Annotated in this window: 21 protein-coding genes; 9 read left to right on the top strand and 12 right to left on the bottom strand. The window is 73.7% G+C overall.

Annotated features, from left to right (window positions below):
• Window positions 1-36 precede the first annotated feature (36 nt).
• Window positions 37-645 (top strand): transposase domain-containing protein, encoded by a 609-nt coding sequence (locus FB457_RS10695; RefSeq protein WP_486589000.1) that lies wholly within the window; start codon window positions 37-39, stop codon window positions 643-645.
• Here the strand turns inward: FB457_RS10695 and glnA are convergent.
• Window positions 642-2,057, bottom strand: a complete 1,416-nt coding sequence (glnA, locus tag FB457_RS10690; RefSeq protein WP_047015365.1) for a type I glutamate--ammonia ligase — start codon at window positions 2,055-2,057, stop codon at window positions 642-644. The two genes, FB457_RS10695 and glnA, sit on opposite strands and share 4 nt — an antisense overlap.
• A 273-nt stretch (window positions 2,058-2,330) precedes the next feature.
• Here glnA and FB457_RS10685 point away from each other — a divergent pair, with 273 nt between their 5' ends.
• Window positions 2,331-2,807 (top strand): RDD family protein, encoded by a 477-nt coding sequence (locus tag FB457_RS10685; RefSeq protein WP_078898626.1) that lies wholly within the window; start codon window positions 2,331-2,333, stop codon window positions 2,805-2,807.
• Between the two features lie 180 nt (window positions 2,808-2,987).
• On the opposite strand, the gene FB457_RS10680 is transcribed toward FB457_RS10685, so the two are convergent.
• The 4 genes from FB457_RS10680 to lipB all read right to left on the bottom strand — a co-directional run bounded on the left by FB457_RS10680 (window position 2,988) and on the right by lipB (window position 5,970).
• Window positions 2,988-3,683: a DUF4191 domain-containing protein gene (locus FB457_RS10680; protein ID WP_018837591.1), complete on the bottom strand. Its 696-nt coding sequence runs from the start codon at window positions 3,681-3,683 to the stop codon at window positions 2,988-2,990.
• A gap of 125 nt (window positions 3,684-3,808) precedes the next feature.
• Window positions 3,809-4,042, bottom strand: a complete 234-nt coding sequence (locus FB457_RS10675; RefSeq protein WP_047015363.1) for a hypothetical protein — start codon at window positions 4,040-4,042, stop codon at window positions 3,809-3,811.
• 145 nt (window positions 4,043-4,187) lie between these two features.
• A complete protein-coding gene (gene lipA / locus FB457_RS10670) occupies window positions 4,188-5,126 on the bottom strand; it encodes a lipoyl synthase (protein ID WP_047015362.1) in 939 nt (312 codons plus the stop codon).
• A gap of 61 nt (window positions 5,127-5,187) precedes the next feature.
• Window positions 5,188-5,970: a lipoyl(octanoyl) transferase LipB gene (gene lipB, locus FB457_RS10665; protein WP_047019837.1), complete on the bottom strand. Its 783-nt coding sequence runs from the start codon at window positions 5,968-5,970 to the stop codon at window positions 5,188-5,190.
• A gap of 237 nt (window positions 5,971-6,207) precedes the next feature.
• On the opposite strand from lipB, the gene FB457_RS10660 reads away from it, so the two are divergent.
• Window positions 6,208-7,848, top strand: coding sequence for an NsdA family TPR-like regulatory protein (locus FB457_RS10660; protein WP_145781644.1), 1,641 nt, complete (start codon window positions 6,208-6,210; stop codon window positions 7,846-7,848).
• Window positions 7,849-8,149: 301 nt separating this feature from the next.
• Here the strand turns inward: FB457_RS10660 and FB457_RS10655 are convergent, their stop codons facing one another.
• Both FB457_RS10655 and FB457_RS10650 read right to left on the bottom strand, forming a co-directional pair.
• Window positions 8,150-9,586: an FAD-dependent oxidoreductase gene (locus tag FB457_RS10655; RefSeq protein ID WP_145781642.1), complete on the bottom strand. Its 1,437-nt coding sequence runs from the start codon at window positions 9,584-9,586 to the stop codon at window positions 8,150-8,152.
• A gap of 253 nt (window positions 9,587-9,839) precedes the next feature.
• Window positions 9,840-10,733, bottom strand: coding sequence for a TIGR01777 family oxidoreductase (locus FB457_RS10650; RefSeq protein ID WP_047015359.1), 894 nt, complete (start codon window positions 10,731-10,733; stop codon window positions 9,840-9,842).
• A 55-nt stretch (window positions 10,734-10,788) separates the two neighbouring features.
• On the opposite strand from FB457_RS10650, the gene FB457_RS10645 reads away from it, so the two are divergent.
• From FB457_RS10645 to FB457_RS10635, 3 genes are all read left to right on the top strand, one after another.
• Complete coding sequence (locus FB457_RS10645) at window positions 10,789-11,331, top strand: GNAT family N-acetyltransferase (protein WP_047015358.1); 543 nt, start codon at window positions 10,789-10,791, stop codon at window positions 11,329-11,331.
• A gap of 99 nt (window positions 11,332-11,430) precedes the next feature.
• Window positions 11,431-11,952, top strand: a complete 522-nt coding sequence (locus tag FB457_RS10640) for a DUF4240 domain-containing protein (RefSeq protein WP_047015357.1) — start codon at window positions 11,431-11,433, stop codon at window positions 11,950-11,952.
• Between the two features lie 87 nt (window positions 11,953-12,039).
• Window positions 12,040-13,005 carry an SDR family oxidoreductase gene (locus FB457_RS10635; RefSeq protein WP_047015356.1) on the top strand — a complete coding sequence of 322 codons (966 nt, stop codon included), beginning with the start codon at window positions 12,040-12,042 and terminating at the stop codon, window positions 13,003-13,005.
• On the opposite strand, the gene FB457_RS10630 is transcribed toward FB457_RS10635, so the two are convergent.
• Window positions 12,987-13,982 carry a helix-turn-helix transcriptional regulator gene (locus FB457_RS10630; RefSeq protein WP_047015355.1) on the bottom strand — a complete coding sequence of 332 codons (996 nt, stop codon included), beginning with the start codon at window positions 13,980-13,982 and terminating at the stop codon, window positions 12,987-12,989. The genes FB457_RS10635 and FB457_RS10630 overlap by 19 nt on opposite strands.
• Before the next feature lie 66 nt (window positions 13,983-14,048).
• Between FB457_RS10630 and FB457_RS10625 the strand changes: the two genes are divergently transcribed.
• Window positions 14,049-15,596, top strand: coding sequence for a sodium-dependent transporter (locus tag FB457_RS10625; RefSeq protein ID WP_145781640.1), 1,548 nt, complete (start codon window positions 14,049-14,051; stop codon window positions 15,594-15,596).
• On the top strand, window positions 15,596-15,703 hold the full coding sequence (locus tag FB457_RS10620) for a methionine/alanine import family NSS transporter small subunit (RefSeq protein ID WP_078563802.1): 108 nt from the start codon (window positions 15,596-15,598) through the stop codon (window positions 15,701-15,703). The genes FB457_RS10625 and FB457_RS10620 overlap by 1 nt, the downstream gene beginning before the upstream one ends.
• A gap of 198 nt (window positions 15,704-15,901) precedes the next feature.
• Here the strand turns inward: FB457_RS10620 and aceE are convergent, their stop codons facing one another.
• From aceE to FB457_RS10600, 4 genes are all read right to left on the bottom strand, one after another.
• Complete coding sequence (aceE, locus tag FB457_RS10615) at window positions 15,902-18,595, bottom strand: pyruvate dehydrogenase (acetyl-transferring), homodimeric type (protein ID WP_145781638.1); 2,694 nt, start codon at window positions 18,593-18,595, stop codon at window positions 15,902-15,904.
• Window positions 18,596-19,472: 877 nt separating this feature from the next.
• Window positions 19,473-20,096, bottom strand: a complete 624-nt coding sequence (locus FB457_RS10610) for a GntR family transcriptional regulator (RefSeq protein WP_047015352.1) — start codon at window positions 20,094-20,096, stop codon at window positions 19,473-19,475.
• A 134-nt stretch (window positions 20,097-20,230) separates the two neighbouring features.
• A complete protein-coding gene (locus tag FB457_RS10605) occupies window positions 20,231-21,613 on the bottom strand; it encodes a copper amine oxidase (RefSeq protein WP_145781636.1) in 1,383 nt (460 codons plus the stop codon).
• Window positions 21,606-22,385, bottom strand: a complete 780-nt coding sequence (locus tag FB457_RS10600) for a hypothetical protein (RefSeq protein ID WP_347614559.1) — start codon at window positions 22,383-22,385, stop codon at window positions 21,606-21,608. Before FB457_RS10600 ends, FB457_RS10605 begins: the two co-directional genes overlap by 8 nt.
• A 199-nt stretch (window positions 22,386-22,584) precedes the next feature.
• On the opposite strand from FB457_RS10600, the gene FB457_RS10595 reads away from it, so the two are divergent.
• Window positions 22,585-26,640 carry an nSTAND1 domain-containing NTPase gene (locus FB457_RS10595; protein WP_145781635.1) on the top strand — a complete coding sequence of 1,352 codons (4,056 nt, stop codon included), beginning with the start codon at window positions 22,585-22,587 and terminating at the stop codon, window positions 26,638-26,640.
• The last annotated feature ends 26 nt before the right edge of the window (window positions 26,641-26,666 follow it).

The raw sequence follows: 26,666 nt of genomic DNA, 5'->3' as shown, positions 1-26,666 counted from the left end.
GTAACGGTTGCCGCAGGGCCGTTCGCGCCGGATCATCTGGGCGAGTTGACACGAGTTGTCCCGTTGGAGATGGTCGACGAGGTTCTGGCCGAGGCTGGCAGGACCCAGCAGCGGATACGGGATCTTCCCTCACGTGTGGTGCTCTACATGCTGCTGGCCGGGTCCCTGTTTCCCGGGATCGGCTGGAAGCAGGTATGGCAGCGGATGACGGCCGGCCTGGAAGGGCTGGCGACAGCCCGACGGCCGGCGCCTTGGCCCAGGCCCGCAGGCGGGCCGGTGTCCGGCCGCTGCGCGACTTGTTCGACCTGCTGCGTGGACCGGCTTCCGGGGTCCGGACCGTGGGAGCGCGGTGGCGAGGGCTGCTGGTCTTCGCGCTGCTGGTCCCCTACCAGGCTCTGCGACTGGCCATGGCGGATGCCACCAGCACCCGACCGGAGGCCGACGAGGGCCGCAACGCCCATCCGGGTGGGCCGCGACCCTCGTCAGCTCTTCTGGCGCCATGTCAGAGACTGGCCAGGCGGTGCACACCCGGTGCACAAGAAGACGGAAAACCGTGGGTGGCAGCGAGAACTCATGAGCAGAGTTATCGCAGTCCAGAGCCTGTTTCCGGGGTTTCCGTCCAGGTCACCCGAGCCCGCTCTTTAGACGTCGAAGTACAGCTCGAACTCGTGCGGGTGCGGGCGGAGCTGGATCGGGGCGATCTCCTGGGTGCGCTTGAAGTCGATCCACGTCTCGATCAGGTCCGCCGTGAAGACGCCGCCCTGGAGCAGGAACTCGTGGTCGGCCTCCAGGGACTCCAGCACCGCGGGGAGGTTCGTCGGGACCTGGGGGACCGCCGCGTGCTCCTCGGGGGCCAGCTCGTAGAGGTCCTTGTCGACCGGCTCGGCGGGCTCGATCTTGTTCTTGATGCCGTCCAGGCCCGCCAGCAGCATCGCGGAGAAGGCCAGGTACGGGTTGCCCGAGGAGTCCGGGGCGCGGAACTCGATGCGCTTGGCCTTCGCGCTGGCACCGGTGATCGGGATGCGGATCGCCGCCGAGCGGTTGCGCTGGGAGTAGACCAGGTTGACCGGGGCCTCGAAGCCGGGGACCAGGCGGTGGTAGGAGTTCACCGTCGGGTTGGTGAAGGCCAGCAGCGCCGGGGCGTGGCGGAGGATGCCGCCGATGTAGTAGCGGGCGGTGTCCGACAGGCCCGCGTAGCCCTGCTCGTCGTAGAAGAGCGGCTCGCCGCCGGCCCAGAGCGACTGGTGGCAGTGCATGCCGGAGCCGTTGTCGCCGAAGATCGGCTTGGGCATGAAGGTCGCGGTCTTGCCGTTGCGCCAGGCGACGTTCTTCACGATGTACTTGAAGAGCATCAGGTCGTCCGCCGCGGCCAGCAGCGTGTTGAACTTGTAGTTGATCTCCGCCTGGCCCGCGGTGCCCACCTCGTGGTGCTGGCGCTCGACCTGGAGGCCGGACGCGGCGAGTTCGAGGGAGATCTCCGCGCGCAGGTCGGCGAAGTGGTCGACCGGCGGGGCGGGGAAGTAGCCGCCCTTGTAGCGGACCTTGTAGCCCCTGTTGCCGCCGTCTTCGATCGCCCCGGTGTTCCAGGCGCCGGCCTCGGAGTCGATGTGGTAATAACCGGCGTTCGCCTTGGTCTCGAAGCGGACGTCGTCGAAGACGTAGAACTCCGCCTCCGGGCCGAAGTACGCGGTGTCGGCGATGCCGGACGAGGCGAGGTACGCCTCGGCCTTTTTGGCCACGTTCCGCGGGTCGCGGCTGTACTGCTCGCCGGTGATCGGGTCGTGGATGAAGAAGTTGACGTTGAGCGTCTTGTCCTTGCGGAACGGGTCGAGGCGGGACGTGGAGAGGTCCGGCACGAGCGCCATGTCGGATTCGTGGATGGCCTGGAAGCCGCGGATCGACGAGCCGTCGAACATGAGCTGGCCGTCGGGCTCGAAGACGTCCACGGGCACCGTGAAGTGCTGCATGATGCCCGGCAGATCGCAGAAACGCACGTCGACGAACTTCACGTCGTTGTCCGCGATGTACTGCTGGACCTCGTCGGCGTTCTGGAACATCCCACTCCTCCTATGTCCCGCCGCGAGGGGACGGGTAAGCCTGCAGAGCCTGCGCGAGGTGCGCCTGCCGGCGTGCCGGCACGCTCGCCCGAGCCTAGGCACCCGGGATTTCTCGGGCATGACCCGTTTGTTTCGCCGATGTTAACCACCGCCCCCGGCCAGGCCGGGGAACGCGGCCCCGGCGGCCCTCCGGGTGGCCGGAATCGTATGCGGTCCCGGGCCGTCGGCAGGGGGCGAGGAGGGGCCGCGTGCGCCGGGCAGTACCGTGGATACGTGGATGACGCGGAGAAGCGGCAAGCAATAGGTTCGTGGCTCTCCGGCCCCCGCTCGGCGGCCGAGGACATGGGCGTCGACTTCGGCTACCGGGGCCAGCGCCTCGGGATGCCCGAGACCGGGCCCGGCTCGGTCGCGCCGGTCGGCCGGCGGATCGCGGCGCTGGTCGTCGACTGGCTGCTGTGCCAGCTCATCGCCTACGGACTGTTCGCCGGCGGCGACAGCCGGTCGCTCGGGCTCTGGACCATGGTCGTCTTCTTCGTGATGACCGTGCTGCTGGTCGGCACCCTGGGCTTCACGCCGGGCAAGCGCATCATGCGCATCCGCGTCGTCGCCGAGAGCGGCGCCAGGCTCGGCTTCGTCGGCGCCGTCGTGCGCTCGGTGCTGCTCTGCCTGCTGATCCCCGCCGTCGTCTTCGACCGCGACACCCGCGGCCTGCACGACAGGATCGCCCGCGCCGTCGAGGTGCGGTTCTGAGCGGGGCCGGCGCGGGGCCGGCGCCCGGGCCGGGTGCCGAGCCGGGGGTCTTCCCGCTCGGGGTTTTCCGGCTTTCCGGGTCTGGTCGCCTTCTGACGCGGACCTTCTGCTGAGGTCGCTTCTCCCGCGCCGTAGCCCCCTCGCGGGGGCCTCCCCGTCCCCGTACGCGATCCGCCGCGCTCAGCGCAGCTTCCCGCCGCCCTTCGGCATCCGCATGCCCTTCGGCATCGGACCCTTCGGGATCGGCATGTTGCTCATCAGGTCGCCCAGCGCCTTCAGCCGGTCGTTGACCTGCGTGACCTGCGGGCCCTGGAGCACGCGCGGCAGCTTCACCAGCGTGGCCCGCAGCTTCTTCAGCGGCACCTGGCCCTCGTCGTTGCCGACGACGATGTCGTGAACCGGGACGTCCGCGACGACCCGGTTCATCTTCTTCTTCTCGGCCGCCAGCAGGCCCTTCAGCCGGTTCGGGTTGCCCTCGCCGACCAGGACGATCCCCGCCTTGCCCACGGCACGGTGCACGACGTCCTGCTGCCGCGTCATCGACACCGCGGGGGTGACGGTCCAGCCCCGCTTCATGTTGTCCAGCACCGCCGCGGCCGCGCCCGGCTGGCCCTCCATCTGCCCGAACGCCGCCGCCTCCGCGCGCCGCCCGAAGACGATCGCCATGCCGAGCAGGGCGAGCAGGAAACCCACGATGCCCAGGTAGATCGGGTGCCCGATGAGGAAGCCGATGCCCAGGGCGGCACCGAGGACCAGGATGCCCACGCCCGCGACGATCAGACCGACCTTGGGGTCGGCCCGCCTGGTCATCTTGTACGTGAGGGCGATCTGCTTCAGACGCCCGGTGTTCTCGGGTGTGGGTTCACTGCTGGCCATGCCGCGAATTCTACGGCCAGCCGGGCCCGGGGTCAGACCGGGCCCGGCTCCGGACGGCCGGATCGGGGCGGTGCCGGGACCCGGGCGGGGTGCGGACGGGGTCCCGGCGGCGGCGGGGCGGGTGGCTATCGGGGCAGAGCGGACGTACCGCCCGCCGACGGGTCCGCCTGCGACACCGCCGACTCCGATTCCCGGCGGGCGCTGGCCCGGCGGCGGTCCTCCAGGACGGCGTCCCAGGCGTTACGCCGTGCGGTGCGCTGCTCGCCGCGGAGCAGCACCCCTTCGATCGTGCGCAGCAACCCGGCGACGGTGGGCCGGTGCGGCGGCCAGGACGGTGACGACGACGGTGACGACGGCATGACGGCCCCCCTCGGCGGTCGGGAAGTCAAAGCTGGGTTCCATGCTCACCCCGAGGTATTACCAGCGCATGGCCCGGCGGTCAAAGCGGGGTGAAGACCGCCGGGGCGCCCGGGCCGGCGGCGCTGCCGGCCCGGTTCCCGGGGCTCACGCCGCGGGCTGCGCGCGCTTCTCCATGGCCTGCTTGTACAGCCGTCCCGCCCGGTACGAGGACCGCACCAGCGGCCCGGACATGACGCCCGCGTAGCCGATCTCCTCGGCCTCCTGCTGCAGCTCCACGAACTCGTGCGGCTTCACCCACCGCTCCACCGGGTGGTGCCGCGGCGACGGCCGCAGGTACTGCGTGATGGTGATCAGTTCGCAGCCCGCCTCGTGCAGGTCCCGCAGCGCCTGGCTGACCTCCGCGCGCTCCTCGCCCATGCCCAGGATGAGGTTCGACTTCGTCACCAGGCCGGCCTCGCGGGCGCGCGTGATGACCTCCAGCGACCGCTCGTAGCGGAAGCCGGGGCGGATGCGCTTGAAGATCCGCGGGACGGTCTCGATGTTGTGCGCGAGCACCTCGGGGCGGGAGGAGAAGACCTCCGCGAGCTGCTCCGGCTCGGCGTTGAAGTCGGGGATCAGCAGCTCCACGCCGGTGCCCGGGGTGGTGGCGTGGATCTGGCGCACGGTCTCCGCGTACAGCCAGGCGCCGCCGTCCTCGAGGTCGTCGCGGGCGACGCCGGTGATCGTCGCGTACCGCAGCTCCATGCGCTGCACGGACTCGGCGACCCGGCGCGGCTCGTCGCGGTCCAGCTCGGCCGGGCGGCCCGTGTCGATCTGGCAGAAGTCGCACCGCCGGGTGCACTGCTCGCCGCCGATCAGGAACGTCGCCTCGCGGTCCTCCCAGCACTCGAAGATGTTGGGACAGCCGGCTTCCTGGCAGACCGTGTGCAGGCCCTCGTCCTTGACGAGCTTCTGCAGCGCGTTGTACTCGGGCCCCATCTTCGCGCGGGTCTTGATCCACTCGGGCTTGCGCTCGATGGGGGTCTGGCTGTTGCGGACTTCCAGGCGGAGCAGCTTGCGACCGTCGGGTGCGACAGCGGACACGTCCGGGCTCCTAGCTTTCGATTCCTCGGCGTTCTCCAGCGTACGCCTCTGAAATGGGGAGTCAGACCGCGCGGGGGAGCGGCTCGGCCGTCTCCAGGATCTCGCGCAGATGCTTCTCCACGACGGGGAGAACCTCCGACACCGGTACGTCTCTTCCCAGCTCGCCGGAGAGCGAGGCCACACCCGCGTCGCGGATGCCGCACGGCACGATCCGGTCGAACCAGGTGTTGTCCGGGTTGCAGTTCAGCGAGAAGCCGTGCATGGTCACGCCCTTGGCGACGCGGATGCCGATCGCGGCGAGCTTGCGGTCCTCGCGCCGCTGGCCGGCGTTGGACGGCGCGTACTCGGGACCGGCCAGGCGCGGGTCGTACTCCTCGTCCGAGAGGCGGGGGTCGAAGTCCAGCGCCAGCCCGCCCAGCTCCGCGCGCCGCTCGACGGGGTCGCCCAGCACCCAGACGCCGCTGCGGCCCTCGATCCGGGTGGTCGCCAGGCCGAAGTCGGCGCAGGCGCGGATGAGGGCCTCCTCCAGCCGGCGTACGTGCGCGACGACGTCCACGGGGCGCGGCAGCTTCAGGATCGGATAGCCGACGAGCTGGCCGGGACCGTGCCAGGTGATCTTCCCGCCGCGGTCGACGTCCACCACCGGGGTGCCGTCGAGCGGGCGCTCGTCCTCGGCCGTGCGGCGGCCCGCCGTGTAGACCGGCGGGTGCTCCAGCAGAAGACAGGTGTCGGGGATCTCCTCGGCGAAGCGGGCGGCGTGCACACGCCGTTGCTCCTGCCAAGCCTCCAGGTACTCCACGGCGTTCTCGCCGAACCCCAGGTGAACGAAGCGCAGCTCGCCCACGGTGCCCTCCTCGCGCTGTTCGCGCAGTTCGCGCCGGGCGGCGTGTGTGCCTCCGCCCGGCATATGCGGCTGGCGGTGTTCCAGCCGACCCTCTGCCACTGTACGGCGGTATACGTTCCCGCCCTGCACCCAGGTCTCCTCACACGATCGAATGAAGCTGGGACGAAAGCGGCGAGTGAGGCTTGTTTCGCCGCTACATTCGCGCCGTTCCCGGAGGCCAGGCAGGAGACCCCACAGGTGACGACGGAACGACCTTCACAGCGGCCCCCCAACCGCCAGCTCGCGGCACTCATCTCCGAGGCCGGGTTCTCCAACGCGGGGCTCGCCCGCAGAGTCGATCAGCTAGGGCTCGAACACGGCCTCGACTTGCGCTACGACAAGACGTCGGTGACCCGATGGCTCCGCGGCCAGCAGCCGCGCGGCACGACACCCGCGCTGATCGCCGAGGTGTTCACGCGGCGGCTCGGCCGCCGGCTGACCGCGCAGGACCTCGGGCTCGACGCGTGCGCACCGGTGTACGCCGGACTGGAGTTCGCCGCGACGCCCACCGAGGCGATCGACATCGTGAGCGGGCTGTGGCGCAAGGACACGGGCAGTCAGGCGGAGCTGCGGAAAATCGCGTTCACTCCTGCGGGTCTTGTTGTGCCGAGCCGGGATTGGCTCATCGGCAGGCCGGACGAGAAGGTGGCGCGGGAGCTGCAGCAGCGTGGGGCACCCGGTGCCGCGGTGTCGACCGGGCCGCCGGGCGCGGTGCGGGTGCCGGCGCAGGGGCGCGGTCCCGGGGTGGGCCTCGGCGGCGGTGTCGGCGGCGGTGTCGGCGTCGGTGCCGGTGCCGGTGCCGGTGTCGGTACGGGGCCGGGCGCTCCGGGCGGACCCGGGGGCGTGGCGGGTGCGGGCGGTGCCGGCGGTGTGGCCGCCGGGCGCGGCGACCCGGGGCCGGGCTGGGGCGGGCCGGGAGCACGGGCGCCGGGACAGCGGGTCACCCAGGGGGACATCGGGGCGATGCGGTCGGTCGCCGAGATGTTCCGGGCGCTGGACAACGCCTACGGCGGCGGGCACGCGCGGCAGGCCCTCGTACGGTATCTGGAGCACGAGGTCGAGCCGATGCTGCGCGGCACGTACAACGAGGCGACCGGGCGCCGGCTGTTCTCCGCCGCCGCGGACCTGACGCGGCTGGCGGGCTGGACGTCGTACGACATCGGGGCCCACGGGCTGGCCCAGCGGTACTTCGTCCAGGCGCTGCGGCTGGCGCAGGCGTCGGGGGACCGGGCGTACGGCAGCTACGTGCTGGTGACGATGAGCCGCCAGGCGGTCTACCTGGGGCACGGCCGGGAGGCGGTGCAGTTGACCCGGGTCGCGCAGCAGGGCGTCGGCGGGGGTGCGCCGCCGGTGGTGCAGGCGCTGCTGCACGCCGCGGAGGCGCGCGGGCACGGGCTGCTGGGCGAGGTGCGTGCGTGCACGACGTCGCTGGCGCGGGCGGAGCGGGCGCTGGAGTCGGCGCGGCCGGGGGAGGAGGCGCCGCACTGGGCGCGCTTCTTCGACGAGGCGCAGCTTGCGGACGAGTGCGGGCATTGCCACCGGGACCTCCAGCAGTACCGGACGGCGGCGCAGCACGCGGAGCGCTCGCTGCAGCTTCGGGCGGCGGGCTTCGCGCGCAGCCGGGTCTTCTGCCGGCTGGTGCTGGCGACGGCGCGGCTGGGTCTGGGCGAGGTGGAGCAGGCGTGCGTGCTGGGCGCGGAGGCGGCACAGCAGGCGGCGGAGATGCGCTCGGCCCGGGCGGCGGAGTACGTCCGCGACTTCGAACGCCGCCTGGAGCCGTACCGCGACGCACCTCCGGTACGGGCGTACCGGGAACGGGTCGCGGCCCTGGCGGTCTGAGGCGGGCCGAGCCCGCGGCCGCGATGTGCGGGGCGGCCGCGGGCTCGGCGGGCGGTCGCGCCGAAGCGGTGCGCTTGATGCGGAGCACCACTCCCGCCGTGGAGCGCCGTTCACGGGCGGGGCGCTGCTCTCGGTTCGGAGCATCGCTCTCCCGGTGCGGTGGTCTCGGTTCGGAGAGCTGCTCCGGCCCCGAGGCGGTGCTTCCGTTGCGGAGCGCTGTTCTCGCCGCAGAGCAATGTTCCCGCCTCGGAGCGGTGCTCTCGGCCGGGAGCGCCGCTCCGGGGATGGAGAACCGTTCCTGCTAGGCGACCGCCGGGATGGCTGTCGTGGTCGTCGTCGGGGTGAGGCCGAAGTCGCGGAGGAGGGAGCGGGCGGCGCGGCGGCCCGAGTGCAGGGCGCCCTGGGGGCTGCTCGTGTCGCGGTGGTCGCCGCAGACGTAGAGGCCGCACAGCACCCGTACCGGCCGGCGCAGGTCGTGCGGCGCCGGCATTGCCGGTATCGCCTCCGGGTCGTGGTGCGCTCCCACCAGTTCCCAGTCGAACGCCGACGTCCCGTACAGCTCGCTCAACTGCCGCCGCGCCGACTTGTCCAGCACCCGCGCCGGCCGGCCCGCTTCCTCGCCCAGCACCACCGAGCTGACCAGCGCCCGCCCCCGCGGCGCCCGCGACGCGTCCGCGCCGCTGACCACCGCCGTGTGCGACACCGGCCCCCGCGCCTCCTCCGCGTCCACCAGCAGCGCCGCCTGCCGCAGGTCGCCCGGGATCTGCCCCCGTACCCCGGCCGAACGCGCCTCGCCGTCGCCCGCCGGCAGACCGTCCGCACCGGCCTCCCCCTCCGCCGGCCCGTCCCCGCCCGGCAGCGACGCCACCGGGGCGCTGTGGTGCAGCACCGTCACCGGGTGGAACCCCGGCAGCCGCAGCCCCGGCAGCAGTCCCGCCGCCGCCCGCGCGCCCGTGGCCACCAGCACAGAACGGCACCGCAGCACCCCGTGCTCCTCCGTCCGCACCGCGGTCGTCGACACCGACACCGCCCGCACCCCCGTCCGCACCGTCCCGCGCGGCAGCCCCGCCGCCAGCTTCCGCGGCACCGTCGCCGCGCCGCCCACCGGCAGGCACAGCCGCCCCCGCGCGAACGACCGCAGCGCCAGGTCCGCCGAGCGGCTCGACGTCGTCAGCGCCGGGTCGTTGAGGAGCGCCACCAGCAGCGGCCGCAGGAATCCCGCCGCCATCCGCGGCGGCAGCGCGCGCGCCGCCAGCGCGTCCGCGGCCCGCCGCTCCGGCCGGGCCAGCAGCCGCGCCGTGGGTACGGTCGCCAGCCGGGCCAGCGCCGTGGAGAGCCACGCCTGGTCGATGACGGCGCCCCGGGGCGCACGCGCGGCGCTGGCCAACGCGCTCGCCGCCGTGAACGCGCCCCCCGTGCCTCTCGATCCGCCGATACGCTGCCGTCGCCCGCCCCCGCAGACCACCACGTCCCCGTCGAGCGGGCACAGCGGCACCTCCGCGAGCCCCGGCAGGCGACGCAGTTCCGGGTACGAGGTGTTGAGCAGCTGCAGCGAGCGGTCCAGCCGGAATCCGTCGACGTGGTCGGTGGTCATCCGCCCGCCGACCTGCTCGTCCGCCTCCAGCACCGTCACGTCGAGGCCCGCTCCGACGAGGTGCTGGGCCGCGGAGAGACCGGCGAGTCCTGCGCCTACGACGACGACGTCGACGGGGTCCGTGCTTCCTGCGGCATGGGGCACGGGTGCCTCCCGGGGTTGTGCGTCCGCGGCCGAGCGCTGTCGCATGCCGCCGGACGCCTGTTTGATGCCCAACTGGGCATGGCCGTATCCGCGTTCCCTCGTGGACGCGTTCCGATGACGATAGGCCGGATGGTGACGCCGGCCAGGTGCGCACCACAAGGGCACTGACGCACACCCGGCGCAACCAGCCGCGACACCGCCCCCGCGCAGCCCCCGAAGTGCCCCCCGGAACTCCCGCCGGCCCCCCGCCCGCTCAGCGCCGCAGCGCCGCCCGCAGCGTCTCGTCGATCCCCGGGAACGTGAACGCGAACCCCGAGTCGAGCAGCTTGCGCGGCACCACCCGCTGGCTGCCGATCACGTCCTCCGCCAACTCGCCCAGCGCCACCCGCAGCGCCGCCGCCGGCACCGGGAACGGCGTCGGCCGGTGCAGCACCCGCCCCATCGCCGCCGTCACCTCGCGGTTGGTCACCGGCTCCGGGGCCGTGAGGTTCACCGGCCCGGCGAGCGCCTCGGTGTCGATGAGGTGGCGCAGCGCCGCGATGTGGTCGTGCAGGGAGACGAAGCTCCAGTACTGCCGTCCGTTGCCGAGCCGCCCGCCGAGACCCGCCCGGAAGAGCGGGAAGAGCCGTCCCCACGTCCCGCCCCTGCGGGAGACCACCAGGCCCGTACGCGCGTGGACGGTACGGATCCCCGCCTCCTCCGCCGCGCGCGTCGCCGCCTCCCACTCCTGGCACAGGTCGGCGAGGAAGCCCCGCCCCGGCGGCGCGGTCTCGTCGACGCGGCGGTCGCCGGTGTCGCCGTAGTAGCCGATCGCGCTGCCGCAGACGAAGACGGACGGCGGCCGGTCGAGGGAGGCGACGGCGTCGGCGACTGCTGCCGTGCCCAGCACCCGGCTGTCGCGCAGGACCCGCTTGTAGTTCTCGGTCCAGCGCCGGTCGGCGATGCCGGCGCCGGCGAGGTGCACGACGGCGTCGCAGCCGTCGAGCCGGCCGGCGTCGACGTACCCCTTCCCGGGGTCCCACCGCACCTCGTCCGGCGCGGTCGCCTCCCGCCGCACCAGCCGCAGGACGTCGTGCCGGTCGGTCCGCAGCGAACCGACGAGGGCGGAGCCGATGAGTCCGGAGGAGCCGGAGACCGCGATGCGCATGGGACCATCTTGCCCTCATGTGCCGTGCTTCGGCAGCACATGCCACAGTGAGCGCATGACTGACGCGCAGGACGGCGGGGCGGTCGGCGGCGGCGAGCTGCGGATACGTCCCGCGCGCGCCGCCGACGGGGGGCTGCTCCGCGAGCTGGACGCCGCGACCTGGTCGCATCTGCACGCGGTGACCGCGCCGCCCGACACCGATGCCCCCTTCTTCGACGAGCGCCACCACCCCGACGACTACCTCGTCGCCGAGCTGCCCGGCGCCGCCCCCACCGCCCCCGCCCGCGTCGTCGGCTACATCTGCGTCGTCCCCCCGACGTCACTGACGGTCAACGGGCACGTACGCCAGATCCAGGGCCTCGTCGTCGCCCCCGAGGCCCGCGGCGCGGGCGTCGCCCGGGCGCTGCTGCGGGCGGGCGCGGAGCACGCCCGGGCGGCCGGTGCGCGGCGGCTGACGCTGCGCGTGCTGGGGCACAACGCACCCGCGCGGCGGCTGTACGAGTCGGAGGGGTTCGCGGTGGAGGGGGTGCTGCCGGAGGAGTTCCTGCTGGACGGCACGTACGTGGACGACGTCCTGATGGGGCGCACACTCCTCTGACCCGCGCGCCCCCGGCGCGAGCCCGTACGGGCCCCGATACGTCCCGATCCCGCCGCTCCGCGTGCGTACGCGCGCCTGAGGGCGGATGCTGGATCCGTGATGGAGGAGTCGGAGTTCTGGGAGCTGGTCGACACCGCCCGTGAGGCCGCCGAGGGCGACCCCGCGGACCAGGCCGACCTGCTCGTCGACCGGCTGACCGGCCTCGACCCGGACGCCGTCACCGACTTCGCCTGCCACTTCGAGTCGCGGATGAACCGCGCGTACCGCATGGACCTGTGGGGCGCCGCGTGGGTGCTGCTCGACGGGGTCAGCGACGACGCCTTCGACTCCTTCCGCGGCTGGCTCGTGGGCCAGGGCCGGACGGTCTTCGAGGGGGCGCTGCACGAGCCGGACGACCTCGCGGACCTGCTGGAGGACTTCGACGAGGAGACGGACGGCGAGGGGGAGGACCTGGCGTACGTGGCGGACGAGGCGTACGAGCGGCTGACCGGGCTGAAGCTGCCGGAGCTGGGGCTGCCCGAGGGTCCCGCGGAGCCGGTGGGAGAGCCGATCGACTTCGAGGACGCGGGGGTGCTGGCGCGGCGGTACCCGAAGCTGTGGGCGCTGTACCGGGAGGACTGACCGGGAGACCGGCCGGCGGGACCGGCCCGGAGGACCGGCCGGAAAACCCGACAGAAGGTGTCCGGATTCGCTGTCACGGTGGTCCGCATGAGCGAAGAGCAGAACCGAGACAAGCCCGTACCGCACACCGCGGACAAGCCGCTGCGCGGGAAGGTCGCCCTGGTCGCGGGGGCCACACGGGGCGCGGGCCGGGCCATCGCCGTGGCCCTGGGCACCCTGGGCGCCACCGTGTACGCCACCGGCCGTACGACCCGGGAGCACGTCAGCGAGGTCGGCCGCACCACCGAGACCATCGAGGAGACCGCGGAACTGGCCACCGCGGCCGGCGGCGAGGGCGTCGCGGTCCGCGTAGACCACCTCGAAGCCGATCAGGTACGGGACCTGGTCGCCCGCATCGAGCGCGACCACGGCCGGCTCGACGTGCTGGTCAACGACGTCTGGGGCGGGGAACACCTCGTCGAGTTCGGCAAGAAGATGTGGGAGATCGACCTCGACCGCGGCCTCAGGATGATGGAGCTCGGGGTGAAGACCCACCTCATCACCAGCCACTGCGCGCTGCCGCTGCTGCTGCGCACGGGCGGCGGGCTGGTGGTCGAGATCACCGACGGCACCGCGGAGGCCAACAAGCCGTACCGCGAGATGTTCTTCTACGACCTGACCAAGAACGCCCCGATCCGGATGGCCTTCGGCCTCAGCCACGAGCTGAAGGAGGCCGGCGCCACCGCTCTCTCCCTCACCCCCGGCTTCCTCCGCTCCGAGCAGATGCTCGACCACTTCGGGGTGACCGAGGAGAACTGGCGCGACGCGATCGCCAAGGACAAGCACTTCGCGCTCTCCGAGAGCCCCGTCCTCGTCGGCCGTGCGGTGGCGGCGCTGGCGGCGGACCCGGACAAGGCGCGCTGGAACGGCGCGTCGCTGTACAGCGGGCAGGTCGCCAAGGAATACGGCTTCACGGACACCGACGGCACACTGCCGGACAGCTGGCCGTACTTCCAGCGCGCGATGGCCGGCGAGGATCCCGGCGACCCGGAGAGCTACCGGCTGCGCCCGTAGAGCGCGGCGCTGCGGGCCGCCGCCGCCGCGAACCGCGCGCGCAGCTCCGGCGGCCCCAGCAGCTCCGCGTCAGGACCGAGGGCGAGGAGCTGGGTGTAGGCGACGTCCGCGGACTCCACCCGCAGCCGGACGGCCCTCCAGCCCTGCTCGTCGGGCTCGCCGGCCCCGGCCACGGCGTCCTCGGCGGCGAGTCGGTCCGTGACGTGCGGCAGCCGCCGCAGGCCGTCGGGGGAGAGCCGCAGCGTCACCTCGTCCCGCAGGATCGACCGCGCGAACGCCGCGGCCCGCTCCGTCCAGAAGCCCGGCAGGTCGAACTCCTCGTCCCGCTCGAAGCCCGCCCCGCCGCCGACGGCCGCGGCCCGCTCGAAGCGCTCCACGCGGTAGACCCGGTACGCGCCTCCCGCCCCCGGCACCCGCGCGACCAGGTACCAGACGCCCGCCTTCAGCACCAGCCCGTACGGTTCCACCTCCCGCTCCACCGCCTCCGCCGCCGGCCGCCGCCGGTATGTCACCGCCAGCGTCCGGTCCGCCCACACCGCCTCCGCCACCGCCGGCAGCAGCTCCGGCACGTCCGGCTCCCGCCACCACCCCGGGGCGTCGAGGTGGAACCGCTGCGCCGCGCTCTCCGGCGCGCCGCGCAGCTCGGGCAGGAGTGCCGCCGACACCTTCAGCCGCGCCGCGGACGCCGCGTCCGCCAGCCCCATGTCCCGCAGCGCGCCCGGCACCCCGGACAGGAACAGCGCCTCCGCCTCGGTCCGCCCGAGCCCGGTGAGCCGGGTGCGGTAGCCCCCGACGAGCCGGTAGCCGCCGGTCCGCCCGCGGTCGGCGTAGACCGGTACCCCCGCCTCTCCGAGCGCCTGCACGTCCCGGGCGACCGTCCGCTCGGAGACCTCCAGCCGCTCCGCCAGCTCGGCGGCGGTCATGGAAGGACGGGACTGGAGCAGCAACACGAGGTGGATGAGGCGGGCGGCGCGCATGTCAGCCATCATGCAGCGCCCTGATACCGTCCTTCGGTACTGCACCAAAGAATAAGAGAGCTTTATATGTCCAACGAGCCTCGTGAGCGTTGGGGAAACCGGGCAGGCTTCCTCTTCGCGGCGATCGGATCCGCGGTCGGTCTCGGCAACATCTGGCGCTTTCCCTACGTCGCCTACGACAACGGCGGCGGGGCCTTCCTCCTGCCGTATCTCGTGGCGCTGCTGACGGCGGGACTCCCGCTGCTGATCATGGAATACGTCATCGGCCGCCGCTACCGCTCCTCCCCGCCCGGCGCCTTCCGGCAGCTCTCCCGCCCCGCCGAGGCCATCGGCTGGTGGCAGGTGGCGATCTGCTTCGTGATCTCCGCGTACTACGCGGTGGTCCTGGCCTGGGCCGTCCGCTACGTCGGCTTCTCGATCGACGAGTCGTGGGGCGACGACCCCAACGCCTTCTTCTCCGAGGACTTCCTCAAGGCCGGCGAACCGGGCACCGTCTCCACCTTCGTGCCCGGCGTGATGTGGCCGCTGCTCGGGGTGTGGCTGGTCACCCTCGTCATCCTCTGGCTGGGCGTGCGCCGCGGCATCGAGTGGGCCAACCGCGTCTTCATCCCCGCGCTGCTGGTCCTCTTCTGCATTCTCGTGGTCCGCGCGGTCACCCTGGACGGCGCGGGCGAGGGCCTGGACGCCCTCTTCAAGCCGGACTGGGGGGCGCTGGGCGAGGGCAGCGTGTGGGTCGCCGCGTACGGCCAGATCTTCTTCTCGCTCTCCATCGGCTTCGGCATCATGATCACCTACGCCTCGTACCTGGGCCGGAAGTCGGACCTGTCCGGCTCGGCGCTCGTCGCCGGCTTCGCCAACAGCTCGTTCGAGATCCTGGCCGGCATCGGCGTGTTCTCGGTGCTCGGCTTCATGGCCGCGCAGCAGGGCGTGGGCGTGAGCGAGCTGGCGACCTCGGGCGTCGGGCTGGCGTTCGTGGCGTTCCCGGCGATCATCTCCAGCATGCCGGGGGGCGCGTTCTTCGGCGTGATGTTCTTCCTGTCGCTGGTGATCGCCGGCCTGACCTCGCTGGTGAGCATCGTCCAGGTGCAGGTCGCGGCGGTCGAGGACCGTACGGGCCTGTCCCGCAGGGCGGCCGTCGCGCTCGTCGGCGGCGTGCTCACCGCGGTGTCCGTGCTGGCTTTCGCCAACGACGGCGGGCTCTCGCTGCTCGACGCCGCCGACCACTTCATCAACCAGTACGGCATCGTGCTCGCCGGCCTCGTGTCGGTCGTCGTCGTGGCCTGGGTGCTGCGCCGGCTGCCGCTGCTCCAGCGGGACGCCAACGCCACGTCCGCGGTGCGGATGGGGCGTGTGTGGCTGGTGTGCCTGGGCATCATCACGCCGCTGGTGCTCGGCTGGATGATGGTCGACAGCCTGCGCACCGAGCTGGACGAGAACTACGGCGGCTACCCCGGCTCGTTCCTCGGCTGGGCCGGCTGGGGCGTCGCCGCCGGTGCGCTGCTGGTCGGCGTGCTGGCCGCGCTGATCCCGTGGCGGCACCACGGCGACATCGGCGGCCGGGCGCCGGAGGCGGAGCCCGTGGAGGATCCGGAACCGGTGAAGGAGGGCAACTGATGTCGGCGAGCGCCATCGTCATGCTGGTCGTCGCGATCGTGATCGTCTGGGGCGGCCTGGTCGCGGCGCTGCTGAAGCTGCGCAGCTTCCCGGACCAGCCGGACTAGCACACGGCGGCCGCCCGGACGGGGTCCGGGCGGCCGTACCGGGCCGCGGGCCGGTACGGCCGCCCGCGGGCCGGTACGGCACCGACCGGCGATACGCGGCCCACCGGCCCGGTACGGACCGCGGCCGGTACGGGCCCGGCCCGCGCGCCCCCCGGGCCGGGCCCGTACGCCGTACGCCGCGGGGCCCCGGGACCGGCTTCAGGCCAGCCCGTACTTCGCCGCCGCGGCCGCGACCGTCTCCTTCTTCACCTCGCCGCGCCGCGCCAGGCGGTCCAGCACCGCCACGACGATCGACTCCGGGTCGACCCCGAAGTGCCGGCGGGCCGCCTCGCGGGTGTCGGAGAGGCCGAAGCCGTCCGTGCCCAGCGAGGTGTACTCCTGCGGGACCCACTGCGCTATCTGGTCGGGCACCTGCCGCATCCAGTCGCTGACGGCGAGAACCGGGCCCGGTGCGCCTTCCAGAGCACGGGTGACGTAGGGGACCCGGTCCTCGCCGCGAAGCTGCGCCGCGTCACAGGACAGGGCGTCACGGCGCAGCTCGCTCCAGGAGGTGGCGGACCAGACGTCGGCCGCGACACCCCAGTCCTCGGCGAGCAGTCGCTGGGCGTCGAGCGCCCAGTGGATGGCGGTGCCGGAGGCGAGCACCTGGGCGCGCGGGGCGTCCTCGGCGGCGGCCCCGGCGGGGGTGTCGGCGGTCCGGTAGCGGTAGAGGCCGCGGACGATGCCCTCCTCGACGCCCGCGGGCATCGGGGGCTGGACCTTCGGCTCGTTGTAGACGGTGAGGTAGTAGAAGACGTCCGGGTCCTCGCCGGGGGCGGCCGCGCCGTACATGCGGCGCAGCCCGTCCTTGACGATGACCGCCACCTCGTACGCGAACGCCGGATCGTAGATCAGCGCCGCGGGGTTGGTGGAGGCGAGCAGCGGGGAGTGGCCGTCGGCGTGCTGCAGGCCCTCGCCGGTCATGGTGGTGCGGCCGGCGGTGGCGCCGATGACGAAGCCGCGGCCCAACTGGTCGGCGAGTGCCCAGAACTGGTCGCCGGTGCGCTGGAAGCCGAACATCGAGTAGAAGATGTAGAAGGGGATCATCGGCTCGCCGTGCGTCGCGTACGACGTGGCCGCGGCCGTGAAGGACGCCAGCGAACCGGCCTCCGTGATGCCCTCGTTGAGGATCTGCCCGTTCGCCGCCTCCTTGTAGTACAGGAGCTGGTCGCGGTCGACGGGGTCGTAGGTCTGCCCGCGTGGTGAGTAGATCCCGGCGCTCGGGAAGAGCGACTCCATGCCGAACGTACGGGCCTCGTCCGGCACCACCGGGACCCAGCGGCGGCCGGTTTCCGTCTCCCGCATGAGGTCCTTGACCAGGCGGACGAACGCCATGGTCGTCGCGATCTCCTGGCTGCCTGAGCCCTTCTTGAGCGCGTCGAACGGCTTCGCCGCCGGCTCCGGCAGCACCACCGGGTGCACCCGGCGGGCCGGCGCGGGGCCGCCGAGGGCGGCACGGCGCTCCTGGAGGTAGCGCACCTCGGGGGAGCCGGGACCGGGGTGCGCGTACGGCACGAGGTCGCCGGCGAGCGCGCTGTCCGGGATGGGCAGCTCCAGCAGATCCCGCATGTCGCGGAACTCGGCGCCGGTCAGCTTCTTCATCTGGTGGTTGGCGTTGCGCGACTCGAAGCCCTTGCCGAGGGTGTGGCCCTTGACGGTCTGCGCCAGGATCACGGTCGGCGCGCCCTCGTGCGCGACGGCGGCCCGGTACGCGGCGTAGACCTTCCGCGGCTCGTGACCGCCGCGGGAGAGGTGGAAGCACTCGAGGATCTTGTCGTCGCCGATCAGCTTCGCCAGCTCGGCGAGCGCGGGCTCGGCGCCGAAGAAGTGCTCGCGGATGTACGCGGCGTCGCGGGTGGCGTACGTCTGGAACTGCGCGTCCGGCACCTCCCGCAGCCTGCGGGCGAGCGCGCCGGTGGTGTCCAGCGCGAGCAGCTCGTCCCAGGCGGAGCCCCACAGCGACTTGACGACGTTCCAGCCGGCGCCGCGGAACTGGGCCTCCAGCTCCTGTACGACCTTGAAGTTGGCGCGTACGGGGCCGTCGAGGCGCTGGAGGTTGCAGTTGATGACGAAGGTGAGGTTGTCGAGCTGCTCGCGGGCGGCGAGGGCGAGCGCGGCGGTCGACTCGGGTTCGTCCATCTCGCCGTCGCCGAGGAAGGCCCACACGTGGCTGGCGGAGGTGTCCTTGATGCCGCGGTGGGCGAGGTAGCGGTTGAACCGCGCCTGGTAGATCGCGGAGATCGGGCCCAGGCCCATGGAGACGGTCGGGAACTCCCACAGCCACGGCAGCCGCCGCGGGTGCGGATACGAGGGCAGCCCCTCGACGGCACCGGGCGCGGCCTCCTGGCGGAACCGGTCGAGGTGGGCCTCGGTGAGCCGGCCGTCGAGGAAGGCGCGGGCGTAGACGCCGGGGGAGGCGTGGCCCTGGATGTAGAGCTGGTCGCCGGAGCCGGGGGCGCGGGGGTCGTCCTTGCCGCGGAAGAAGTGGTTGAAGCCGGTCTCGTAGAGCCAGGCCGCGGAGGCGAAGGTGGCGATGTGCCCCCCGAGCCCGAACCGGGACCCGCGGGTCACCATGGCGGCGGCGTTCCACCGGTTCCACGCCGCGACCCGCCGCTCCAGCTCGGGGTCTCCGGGCAGCTCGGGCTCGGCGGCGGTGGGGATGGTGTTGACGTACGGCGTCTCCAGCAACGCGGGCACGTCCAGACCGGCGTCCCCGGCGTGCGCCACGGTACGGCGCAGCACCTGCGCGGCCCGGTCGGGCCCGGCGTGCCGCACCACCGCGTCCAGGGACTCCCGCCACTCGGCGGTCTCCTGCGGGTCGCGGTCGGGGAGCTGGTCGAGCTGACTCTGCATGGCAACTACCTCCTCGACCGAACTGTAAGTCTCCGATCGATGATCGATCAAAGGTGGGACGGCAAAATACTTCCGGAGCCAGAAACTAGGCATGCCGTGCCACCCGTCGCTGCACGCGGTGCCTGCGGCCGGCACGGCGGGCGACCGCGGCCCGGGGCGGTGCTCGTACGCTGCGGAACCCGGCTACGGGCTTGCCCCGGGGGGCGGGGAGGGGCCGAAGCTGTGGGTGAGGGCGGTGAGCGGCGGGCGCTGCGGGCTGGGTCCGGTGCCCGCGGCCGGCACGGCGGGCGACCGCGGCCCGGGGCGGTGCTCGTACGCTGCGGGATCCGGCTGCGGGCGTCGCCCGCGGGGGCGAGGAGGGGGCGAAGGTGTGGGTGAGGGCGGCGGGCGGTGTGGGCTGGGTCTGCAGCCTGCGCGGCCGGCGACCGCGGCCCGGGGCGGGGTTCGTACGCTGCGGGACCTGGCTGCGGGCGTCGCCCGTGGGGGCGGGGAGGGCCGAGAGGGTAAGCGGCGCGCGGCACCGACGGTACGGGCAGGGAGCGCCCCCGGGCCCGGCCCGGGGGCTGCGGCGCGCACGGCGGGCCATCCCGGACCGGAAGGCGGGCCGCCCGCCCGTGAGGGCAGGTGTCAAAGCCGCGCAGGGGCGGCGCGCGGTTCCCGAGGGCACGGACTCCACAGCAGGGCATCCGGCCGGTCCTGGCCCGGCTCGGGACGAGCCCTTCGGGGTCGTGGGGCGGAGCACCCGGTCGGGTCTCGGCGTCATATCGCGAGACGGGGTCCGGTGCAGCCCCGCGGGGGCGGGGGCTGCCCCCCCCGGGGGCGGGGGCGCAGCCCCCGGGCCAGACCGGCACTCGGGGCGGCGGGGCGGGGCCCCGGCTTAGGCGGGGGCGCAGCCCAGGACGTGGGACTTGACCAGTTCCGCGATCGCCGGGTCGCGGCGGCGGAAGGCTTCGACGATGTCCGCGTGCTCCTCCGCGTACGACTGCTGGCGCGTGCCCAGCCAGCGGATCGCCAGCGACGTGTAGATCTCGATCCCCAGCGACTCCCACGTGTGCAGCAGCACGCCGTTGCCCGACGCCCGCACCAGCTCCCGGTGGAACGCCACCGTGTGCCTCACCTGGGCCCCGCCGTCCCCCTTCGCGTCCGCCTCCCGCAGCGCCGCCACGTGCGGCTCCAGCGCCGAGACGTCCGTCGCCAGCCGCGGCGCCGCCAACTCCGCCGCGATCTGCTCCAGGCCGGCCCGTACCGGATAGATCTCCTCCAGATCCGCCGCCGTCAGGTCACGGACTCGCACGCCCTTGTTCGGCGCCGACTCGATCAGCCGCATGCTCTCCAGCTCGCGCAGCGCCTCGCGCACCGGCGTCTGGCTCACCTCCAGCTCGACCGCGATCCGCCGCTCCACGATCCGCTCGCCCGGCTTCCACCGGCCGCTGACGACGCCCTCCACGATGTGCTCGCGGATCTGCTCGCGCAGCGACGGATGGACGACGGTAGGGGGCATCGGCATCTCCTCGGGTGCTCACACAGACGCGCAGGTGGTGCAGACGAGAATACGGCGCCCCCGCCCGGACCGGAGCCGGACGGGGACGCCGCGGAGATGCGCGTCAGCGTGGTCAGCGCGCCTGGTGACCTCGCTCAGTCGAAGGGGTCACCGTTGTACTGCGGCTTGCGCAGCCGGTCGGGCGTGAGCGGGCTCATGTCCGTCACGTCGCGCGGCGAGAGCTGGAAGCCCTGCCAGTGCACCGGCATCGGCGTCTGGTCCTCGTCGCGGGCGATGTGGTGGAAGCCCACGTTCACCCAGACGATCGGGTGCTTGAGCTGCTCGCCGTCGGTGGCGGCGACGATGTCCTTCGCGCAGGTGGAGTCCCACCGCCGGTTGTGGTTCGGGAACTTCTCGCACTTCTTGTACTGCGTGAAGTACACGTCCTTGCTGGTGAACTTGCGCCCCGTGTAGCGCGCGCTGTTGCTGTGCACCAGCTCCCAGGACCGGGTGTGCCCGTCGCCGTTCTTGCCCGCCGTGCCGCTCACACGCCACCAGCGGTGCTGGTCGGAGTTGCCCGACGTCTCCTTGGTGACGTTCTTGCGGGTCGTCTCCTGCGCCGGGTAGCCCCCCTCGCCGGTGCCGGAGCGGTTCGTGTCGTACTGCTGGATCCTGGCCGGGCGGGAGCTGTCCGTCTGGAAGTCCAGCCGCCAGAAGATGTTGTGCTGGTGGCTGGTCGCGCGGTCGCGCGACTCCTTGCCGATCGGCCAGCCCTGCTTGTCCGAGGCGTCGAAGTCACCGGGGGAGAGGTTGCCGGTGGCGCCCTCCTTGGCGGTGATGGTGCCGTCGTCGGAGAAGTTCCACTGGGTGATGTAGTAGTAGTAACCCGCCGAGTGGATCGTGTAGACGACGAGGTCGTCGCCCTGCGCGCTGTCGTCGCGGCCGTTCTCCTCACCGACGTCCCAGCTGTTGCCGAAGTGCGCGAAGCCGCGCGGCTGCTGGGTGACGCACACCGCGTCGTACGCCTCGCCGCCGACCTTCACCGGGCGGCGGGTGCCGCCGGGGCAGTCCTTCTCCTTCAGCGACACGGGCGACGTGCCGAGCGAGATGTCGGTGACGTCGTAGTACTCGATGCCGCCGTCGTCGTACGGCACGTGTATCTGGCCCAGCCGGGCGCTGTTGAGCACCGGGACGGCGCTGCGGGCGCCCTTCGGCTTGTACGAGATGTCCTCCAGGACCAGGCCCGCGTAGTCGTTGTTCCGGTAACACATCTGCCACTCGGTGCCGTTGGGCAGCTTGTGCGTGATCCGGTACTCCTCGCTGCAGTCCGGCGCGGCGGCCTGCGGCGCCGTCGGCGTCGCGGCGCTGGCCGTGGGCAGCGCCGCGGGTGCCGCGGCCGGGAGCAGCAGGACCAGGGCGGCGACGGCGCCCCCGCGCCAGGTCGCGGGGCGGCGCCAGAACGCGCCCCCGCGCCGGCCGGCGGGTGCGCCGGAGCCGGCGTCCGGCGCGTCCGGCCCGTGGGTCGTGGGGTTACGCATGGTGCACCTTCCGCTCGCTCAGGTCGATGACGAAGTCGCGGGTGTCGATCCACGGGCCGTCCTTGACCCGGGTGAAGAGCCGCACGCAGCGGTGTTCGCCGCACTTTTCCAGCCCGCCGGAGTCGCCCGGCCGCGCCGTGTACGTCATCCCCTGGACCTGCAACTGCCCGGCGCCGGTCAGCTCCTCGCCGGTCGCCGCCTTGTAGTCCTGCCGCAGTCCCGCCCCGGCGGGGCTGTCCACCAGCAGATCGGCGGCGGCCTCCGCCTCCGGCGCGGCCGGCGGCGGCTGCGCCCCGGTGGACTCGACGGTGTCCACGACCTCGTTGCTGCTGAGGTTGACGCTCTTCTGGACGAGCGTGTCCCGCGCGTAGTCGTAGAAGTACACCTCGGCGATCCGGTCGTCGCCGGCGCTCACCGAGGAGTCGGCGAGGTCGGTGTTGACGAGCTGCGGCATGCCCTCGCGGCCCCTGACCCCCTCGCTCTCCGTACGCAGCGGCCGGTCCCCGGCGAGCGCCAGTTCCTCGGCGCGCTGCTCCTCGTCCGGCGTCAGCGGGTCGCTGCCCGTGCCGGTCTTGCCTGTCGGCAGCGGGGCGGTGCCCGGTCCCCCGGCACCCGGCGTCTCCAGCGCGCCGGGCGCAGGGGACGACGCGGACGCCCCCGGATCCCCGTCCTGTTGGTCGTCGCCCGCCGCGCCGAGCGGCAGGGCCACGACGACGGCGGCCGCGGTGCCCGCGACGGCCGTCAACGCCCCCCATACGATGCGCTGTCGCATGCGGCGGCGGCCTCCCCCCGATGTGCTCATGGGAAGTCCCTTCATTTTGTTCGGTCTCGACCGATTAGATCGGCAGGACCGTTGTTCAGCACCCCGTTTCGGCCCTTCTGAACAATCCCCGAGGGCCGTCGTACGGCGTCGGCGGCGCGGTTTATCGTGGGGAGCGACCTGGGGGAGCAGGGAGCGAGGGGGTCCGCCCATGGGGCGGCGCGAGAAGCCCGTGGATCCGTCCGCGGGCCCGGTCCAGCGCTTCGCGTACGAGCTGCGCAAGCTGCGGACCGAAGCAGGGGGACCGACCTACCGGCAGCTCGCCGCGCGCGGGCCGTACTCGGTGACAGCGCTTTCGCAGGCCGCCGCCGGCGACCGGTTGCCGTCGCTGCCGGTGGCGCTGGCGTACGCGGAAGCCTGCGGCGGCGACCGCGGCGAATGGGAGTGGCGCTGGCGGCAGGCGGCCGCGGAGGACGCGGAGCAGCCGCTGCCGCACGGCGGCGCGGCGCCGCCGTACCGGGGCCTGGCGCGCTTCGAACCGGGCGACCGTGACCGGTTCTTCGGCCGCGACCGGCTCACGGCGGACCTCGTGGAACTGGTCCGCGCCCGCCGCTTCGCGGCGGTCTTCGGCCCGTCGGGGAGCGGGAAGTCGTCGCTGCTGCGCGCGGGGCTCGTACCGGCGCTGCAGTCGGGGGGCGTACGGGGACGGGACGGCGAGGGGCCGGAGGGGACCGAGCGGGGCGAGCGGGGGGAGCCGCCGGCGGGGGAGCCGGGCGGGGAGGGCGGGGAGCCGGTCTGCCCGCCGCCCGCCGCGCTGCGGATCCTCACGCCCGGCGAGCATCCGGTGCGTACGCACGCCGACGTGCTCGACGCCGCTTCCGGCGAGGGCGACACGTACCTCCTCGTCGACCAGTTCGAGGAGGTCTTCACCCTCTGCCAGGACCCCGGGGAGCGCACCGCCTTCCTCGACCGCCTCCTCGCCGCCCGCGACCCGGCGCGCCGGCTGCGGGTGGTCGTCGCCGTACGGGCCGACTTCTACGGCCGCTGCGCCGAGCACCGCGCCCTCACCGAGGCGCTGCGCGACGCGCAGTTGCTCGTCGGCCCGATGTCGCCCGCGGAGCTGCGCGAGGCGGTGGTCAAGCCCGCGGCGGCGGAGGGCCTGATCGTCGAACGGGCCCTGACGGCGCGCATCCTCAAGGACGTCGACGGCGAGCCGGGCGCGCTGCCGCTGATGTCGCACGTGCTGCTGGAGACGTGGCACCGGCGGCGCGGCCGGTCGCTGACGGAGGAGGCGTACGAGGCGGCGGGAGGCGTGCGCGGCGCCATCGCGCGGACGGCGGAGCGGGTCTACGGAGAGCTGACGCCGCCGCAGCAGCGGGTCGCCCGCCGCGCACTGCTCCGCCTGGTCTCGCCCGGCGAGGGCTCCCAGGACACCCGCCGCCCGGCACCGCGGGCGGAGCTGGCGGAGATCGCGGCGCATGCCGGTGCCCCGGGCGGGGCCGGGCGGGACGACGGGCGTACGGGCGAAGGGACCCGGCGGGGCCGGTGGGCCCGGCGTGGCGGCGAGAGCATGGCTGCTGCGGGTGGCGCGGGTCCCTGGGGCGGAGCCCCCGGGTTCCGGGAAGGGGCGGTGCCGGGGAAACCCTCCCGCCCGTCAGCCCCACCCGATACGCGCGCCGACCCCGCCCCCGACCCCGGCGCCGTACACCGCCCTGCCCAGGACGATCCCGCCGCCGGCGTCGGGTACGTGCTCGAACGGCTCGTCGAGGCCCGGCTGCTGACCCTCGACGACGACGTCGTCGACCTCGCCCACGAAGCCCTCCTCACCGCCTGGCCCCGCCTGCGCGCCTGGATCGAGGAGGACCGCGAGCGCATGCGCGCCCTGCGGCGCCTCACCGAAGCCGCCCACGGCTGGGAGGAGCTGGACCGCGACCCCGGGGCGCTGTACCGGGGCAGCCGGCTCGCGCAGGCCGAGGAGCTGTTCGCGGACCGGCCGCAGGAGCTGACCGGCGGCGAGGCCGCCTTCCTCGCCGCCAGCCGGGCCGCCCGCGGCCGGGAGCGGCGGCGCTTCCGCGGTCTGCTCACCACGCTGGTCGCGCTGGTCGTCCTCGCCCTGGTCGCCGGCTCGTTCGCCTGGCAGCAGGACCGCGCCGCCGACGCCGAGCACCGCCGCGCCGAGGCCCGCCGCGTCGCCGCCGTCGCGGGGAGCCTGCGGTTCACCGATCCCGTACGGGCCATGCAGCTCAGCGTCGCCGCCTGGCGGCTCGCCGACACCCCGGAGACCCGCGGCGCCCTGCTCGGCGCGCTGCACCAGCGCGAGTCCGACTCGTTCGCCCTCCCCCAGGACGGCGAGCCGCGCGCGCAGCGCTTCCTCAGCGCCGACGGCCGCACCGTCACCAGCGTCGGCCAGGACCGTACCGAGCGCTGGGACGTCGCCACGCACCGCCGGCTCGACTCGGGACCCGGCCTCGGCCACCCCGTCGACGAGTCCGACTTCGACCTCTCGCCCGACGGCCGCGTCCTCGCGGTCGCCGACGACGACGGCGGCGTGCGGCTGCGCCCCGGCCGCCGCGGCGAGATCCCCGGCTCGACGGGCTGGTTCGGCCCCAGCGGCCGGACGTACGTGTCGAGCACCTGGTCCTTCGACGGCGAGCGGACGCATCTCGCGCTCTACGACGTACGCAGCGGCAAGAGGCTCTTCTCCTATGAGACGGGCACCGGCGACACCGGCTGGTTCAGCCAGGTCAGCCCCGACGACCGGCTCGTCGTCATGTGCCCGGACAGCGGCGTGCCCGAGGTGTGGCACACGGGCGCGCGGCAGCGCATGCTGCGCGCGTACCCCGCCGCCCGCGGCGCCTGCGGCGCCGACACGACGGCGCTGGAGTTCACGCCCGACAGCCGCGGGCTCGTCGTGATGAACGACTCCGGCTTCCGCGTGCTGGACGTGGCGACGGGGCGGAAGCGGCTGGAGGTGGAGCGCGAGGGGCTGTCGGAGATCGAGTTCAGCCGGGACGGCTCGCTGGTCGCCGCCGTGGGCCCGGACGAGCTGATCGTGTGGCGCACGGCCGACGCCTCGGCGCCGGTGCTGCGCCATCCGCTGGTCAGCGAGTACGCGACGGAGCTGCGGGTGACGCCGGGCAACAGGGGGCTGCGGTATCTCAGCGGCCTCTCCGGGCACGTGGTGCGTACCGTGCGGCTGGACGGCATCGCGGGCACCGGCTGGCACGAACGGCGGCTGGAGGGTGCGGCGTTCAGCCCGGACGGCGGCAAGCTGGTCACCGCCCGCCGCTCGGGGGCGCGCGGCGTCTTCGAGGTGCGCGACATGCGCGGCGGCCGGACGCCGCAGACGCCGCCCCCGCTGCCCTGCCGGGTGCCGGAGGGGCTGGATCCGGTCGCGGACTTCTGCATTCCGCTGATGGCGTTCAGCCCGGACGGCCGGCGGCTGGCGTACGCGCTGCCGAGCGTCATGGGCGACGAGCCGGAGCGGGTGCACGTGTGGGACACGGCGAAGGGCCGGATCGTACGGACGCTGGTCGTCACCCCCGATCCGGCGCGTGCCAACCCGCTGAACAGCCTCGCGTACGGGGCGGGTGGCAGGCTGATCCTCTCCCGGATACCCGACAGGGAGTCGCTGGAGGTGTGGGACGTCTCGCGCGGCGAGCGCGTGCGGCGGCTGCGTGACACCGGCGGCGATCCGCTGGCCCTGCACCCCGGCGGCGCGCTGCTGGCCACGGGCGACGACCAACTCGTCGCGCTGCGCGGGGGCCGGGTGACGCCCCGGCCGCTGGCACAGGACGGGGTGCGCTCCGTGGAGTTCAGCCCGGACGGGCGGTTCCTCGCCGCGGGCGACGACTCCGGCCGCATCACGCTGTGGGACGGCGAGGGCCGGCGCCGCCTCGGGGTGCTGCCCGGTACGTACCGGGGGATGCAGACGGGCGCGGCGGAGCCGGCGACGGCGCTGGCGTTCTCGCCGGACGGGCGCACGCTGGCGGTCGCGGGGTACTCGGGGACGCTGCGGCTGTGGGACACCGCGTCGAACCAGTCGCTGGGCGGCAATCTGCCGACCGCGGGCGACGAACTGCTGGCGGTCTCCTTCAGCCCCGACGGCAGCGAGATCTACGCGGTCGGCCGGCAGACCGCGCCGCGCGCCTACCCGGCGGATCCGGAGCGGGCGCGGCAGGCGGTGTGCGCCCGCGCGGGCGGCGGTCTGTCGCGGGCCGACTGGGAGGCGTACCTGCCGGGGACGCCGTACCGGGACACCTGCTGACCTCGCCCCCGCCGCCCGCCCCCGCC

It is taken from the genome of Streptomyces sp. CNZ287, assembly GCF_007827615.1.
Note: the sequence above shows the minus strand (reverse complement) of the source record. Positions and strands in the feature narration are given on the sequence as shown.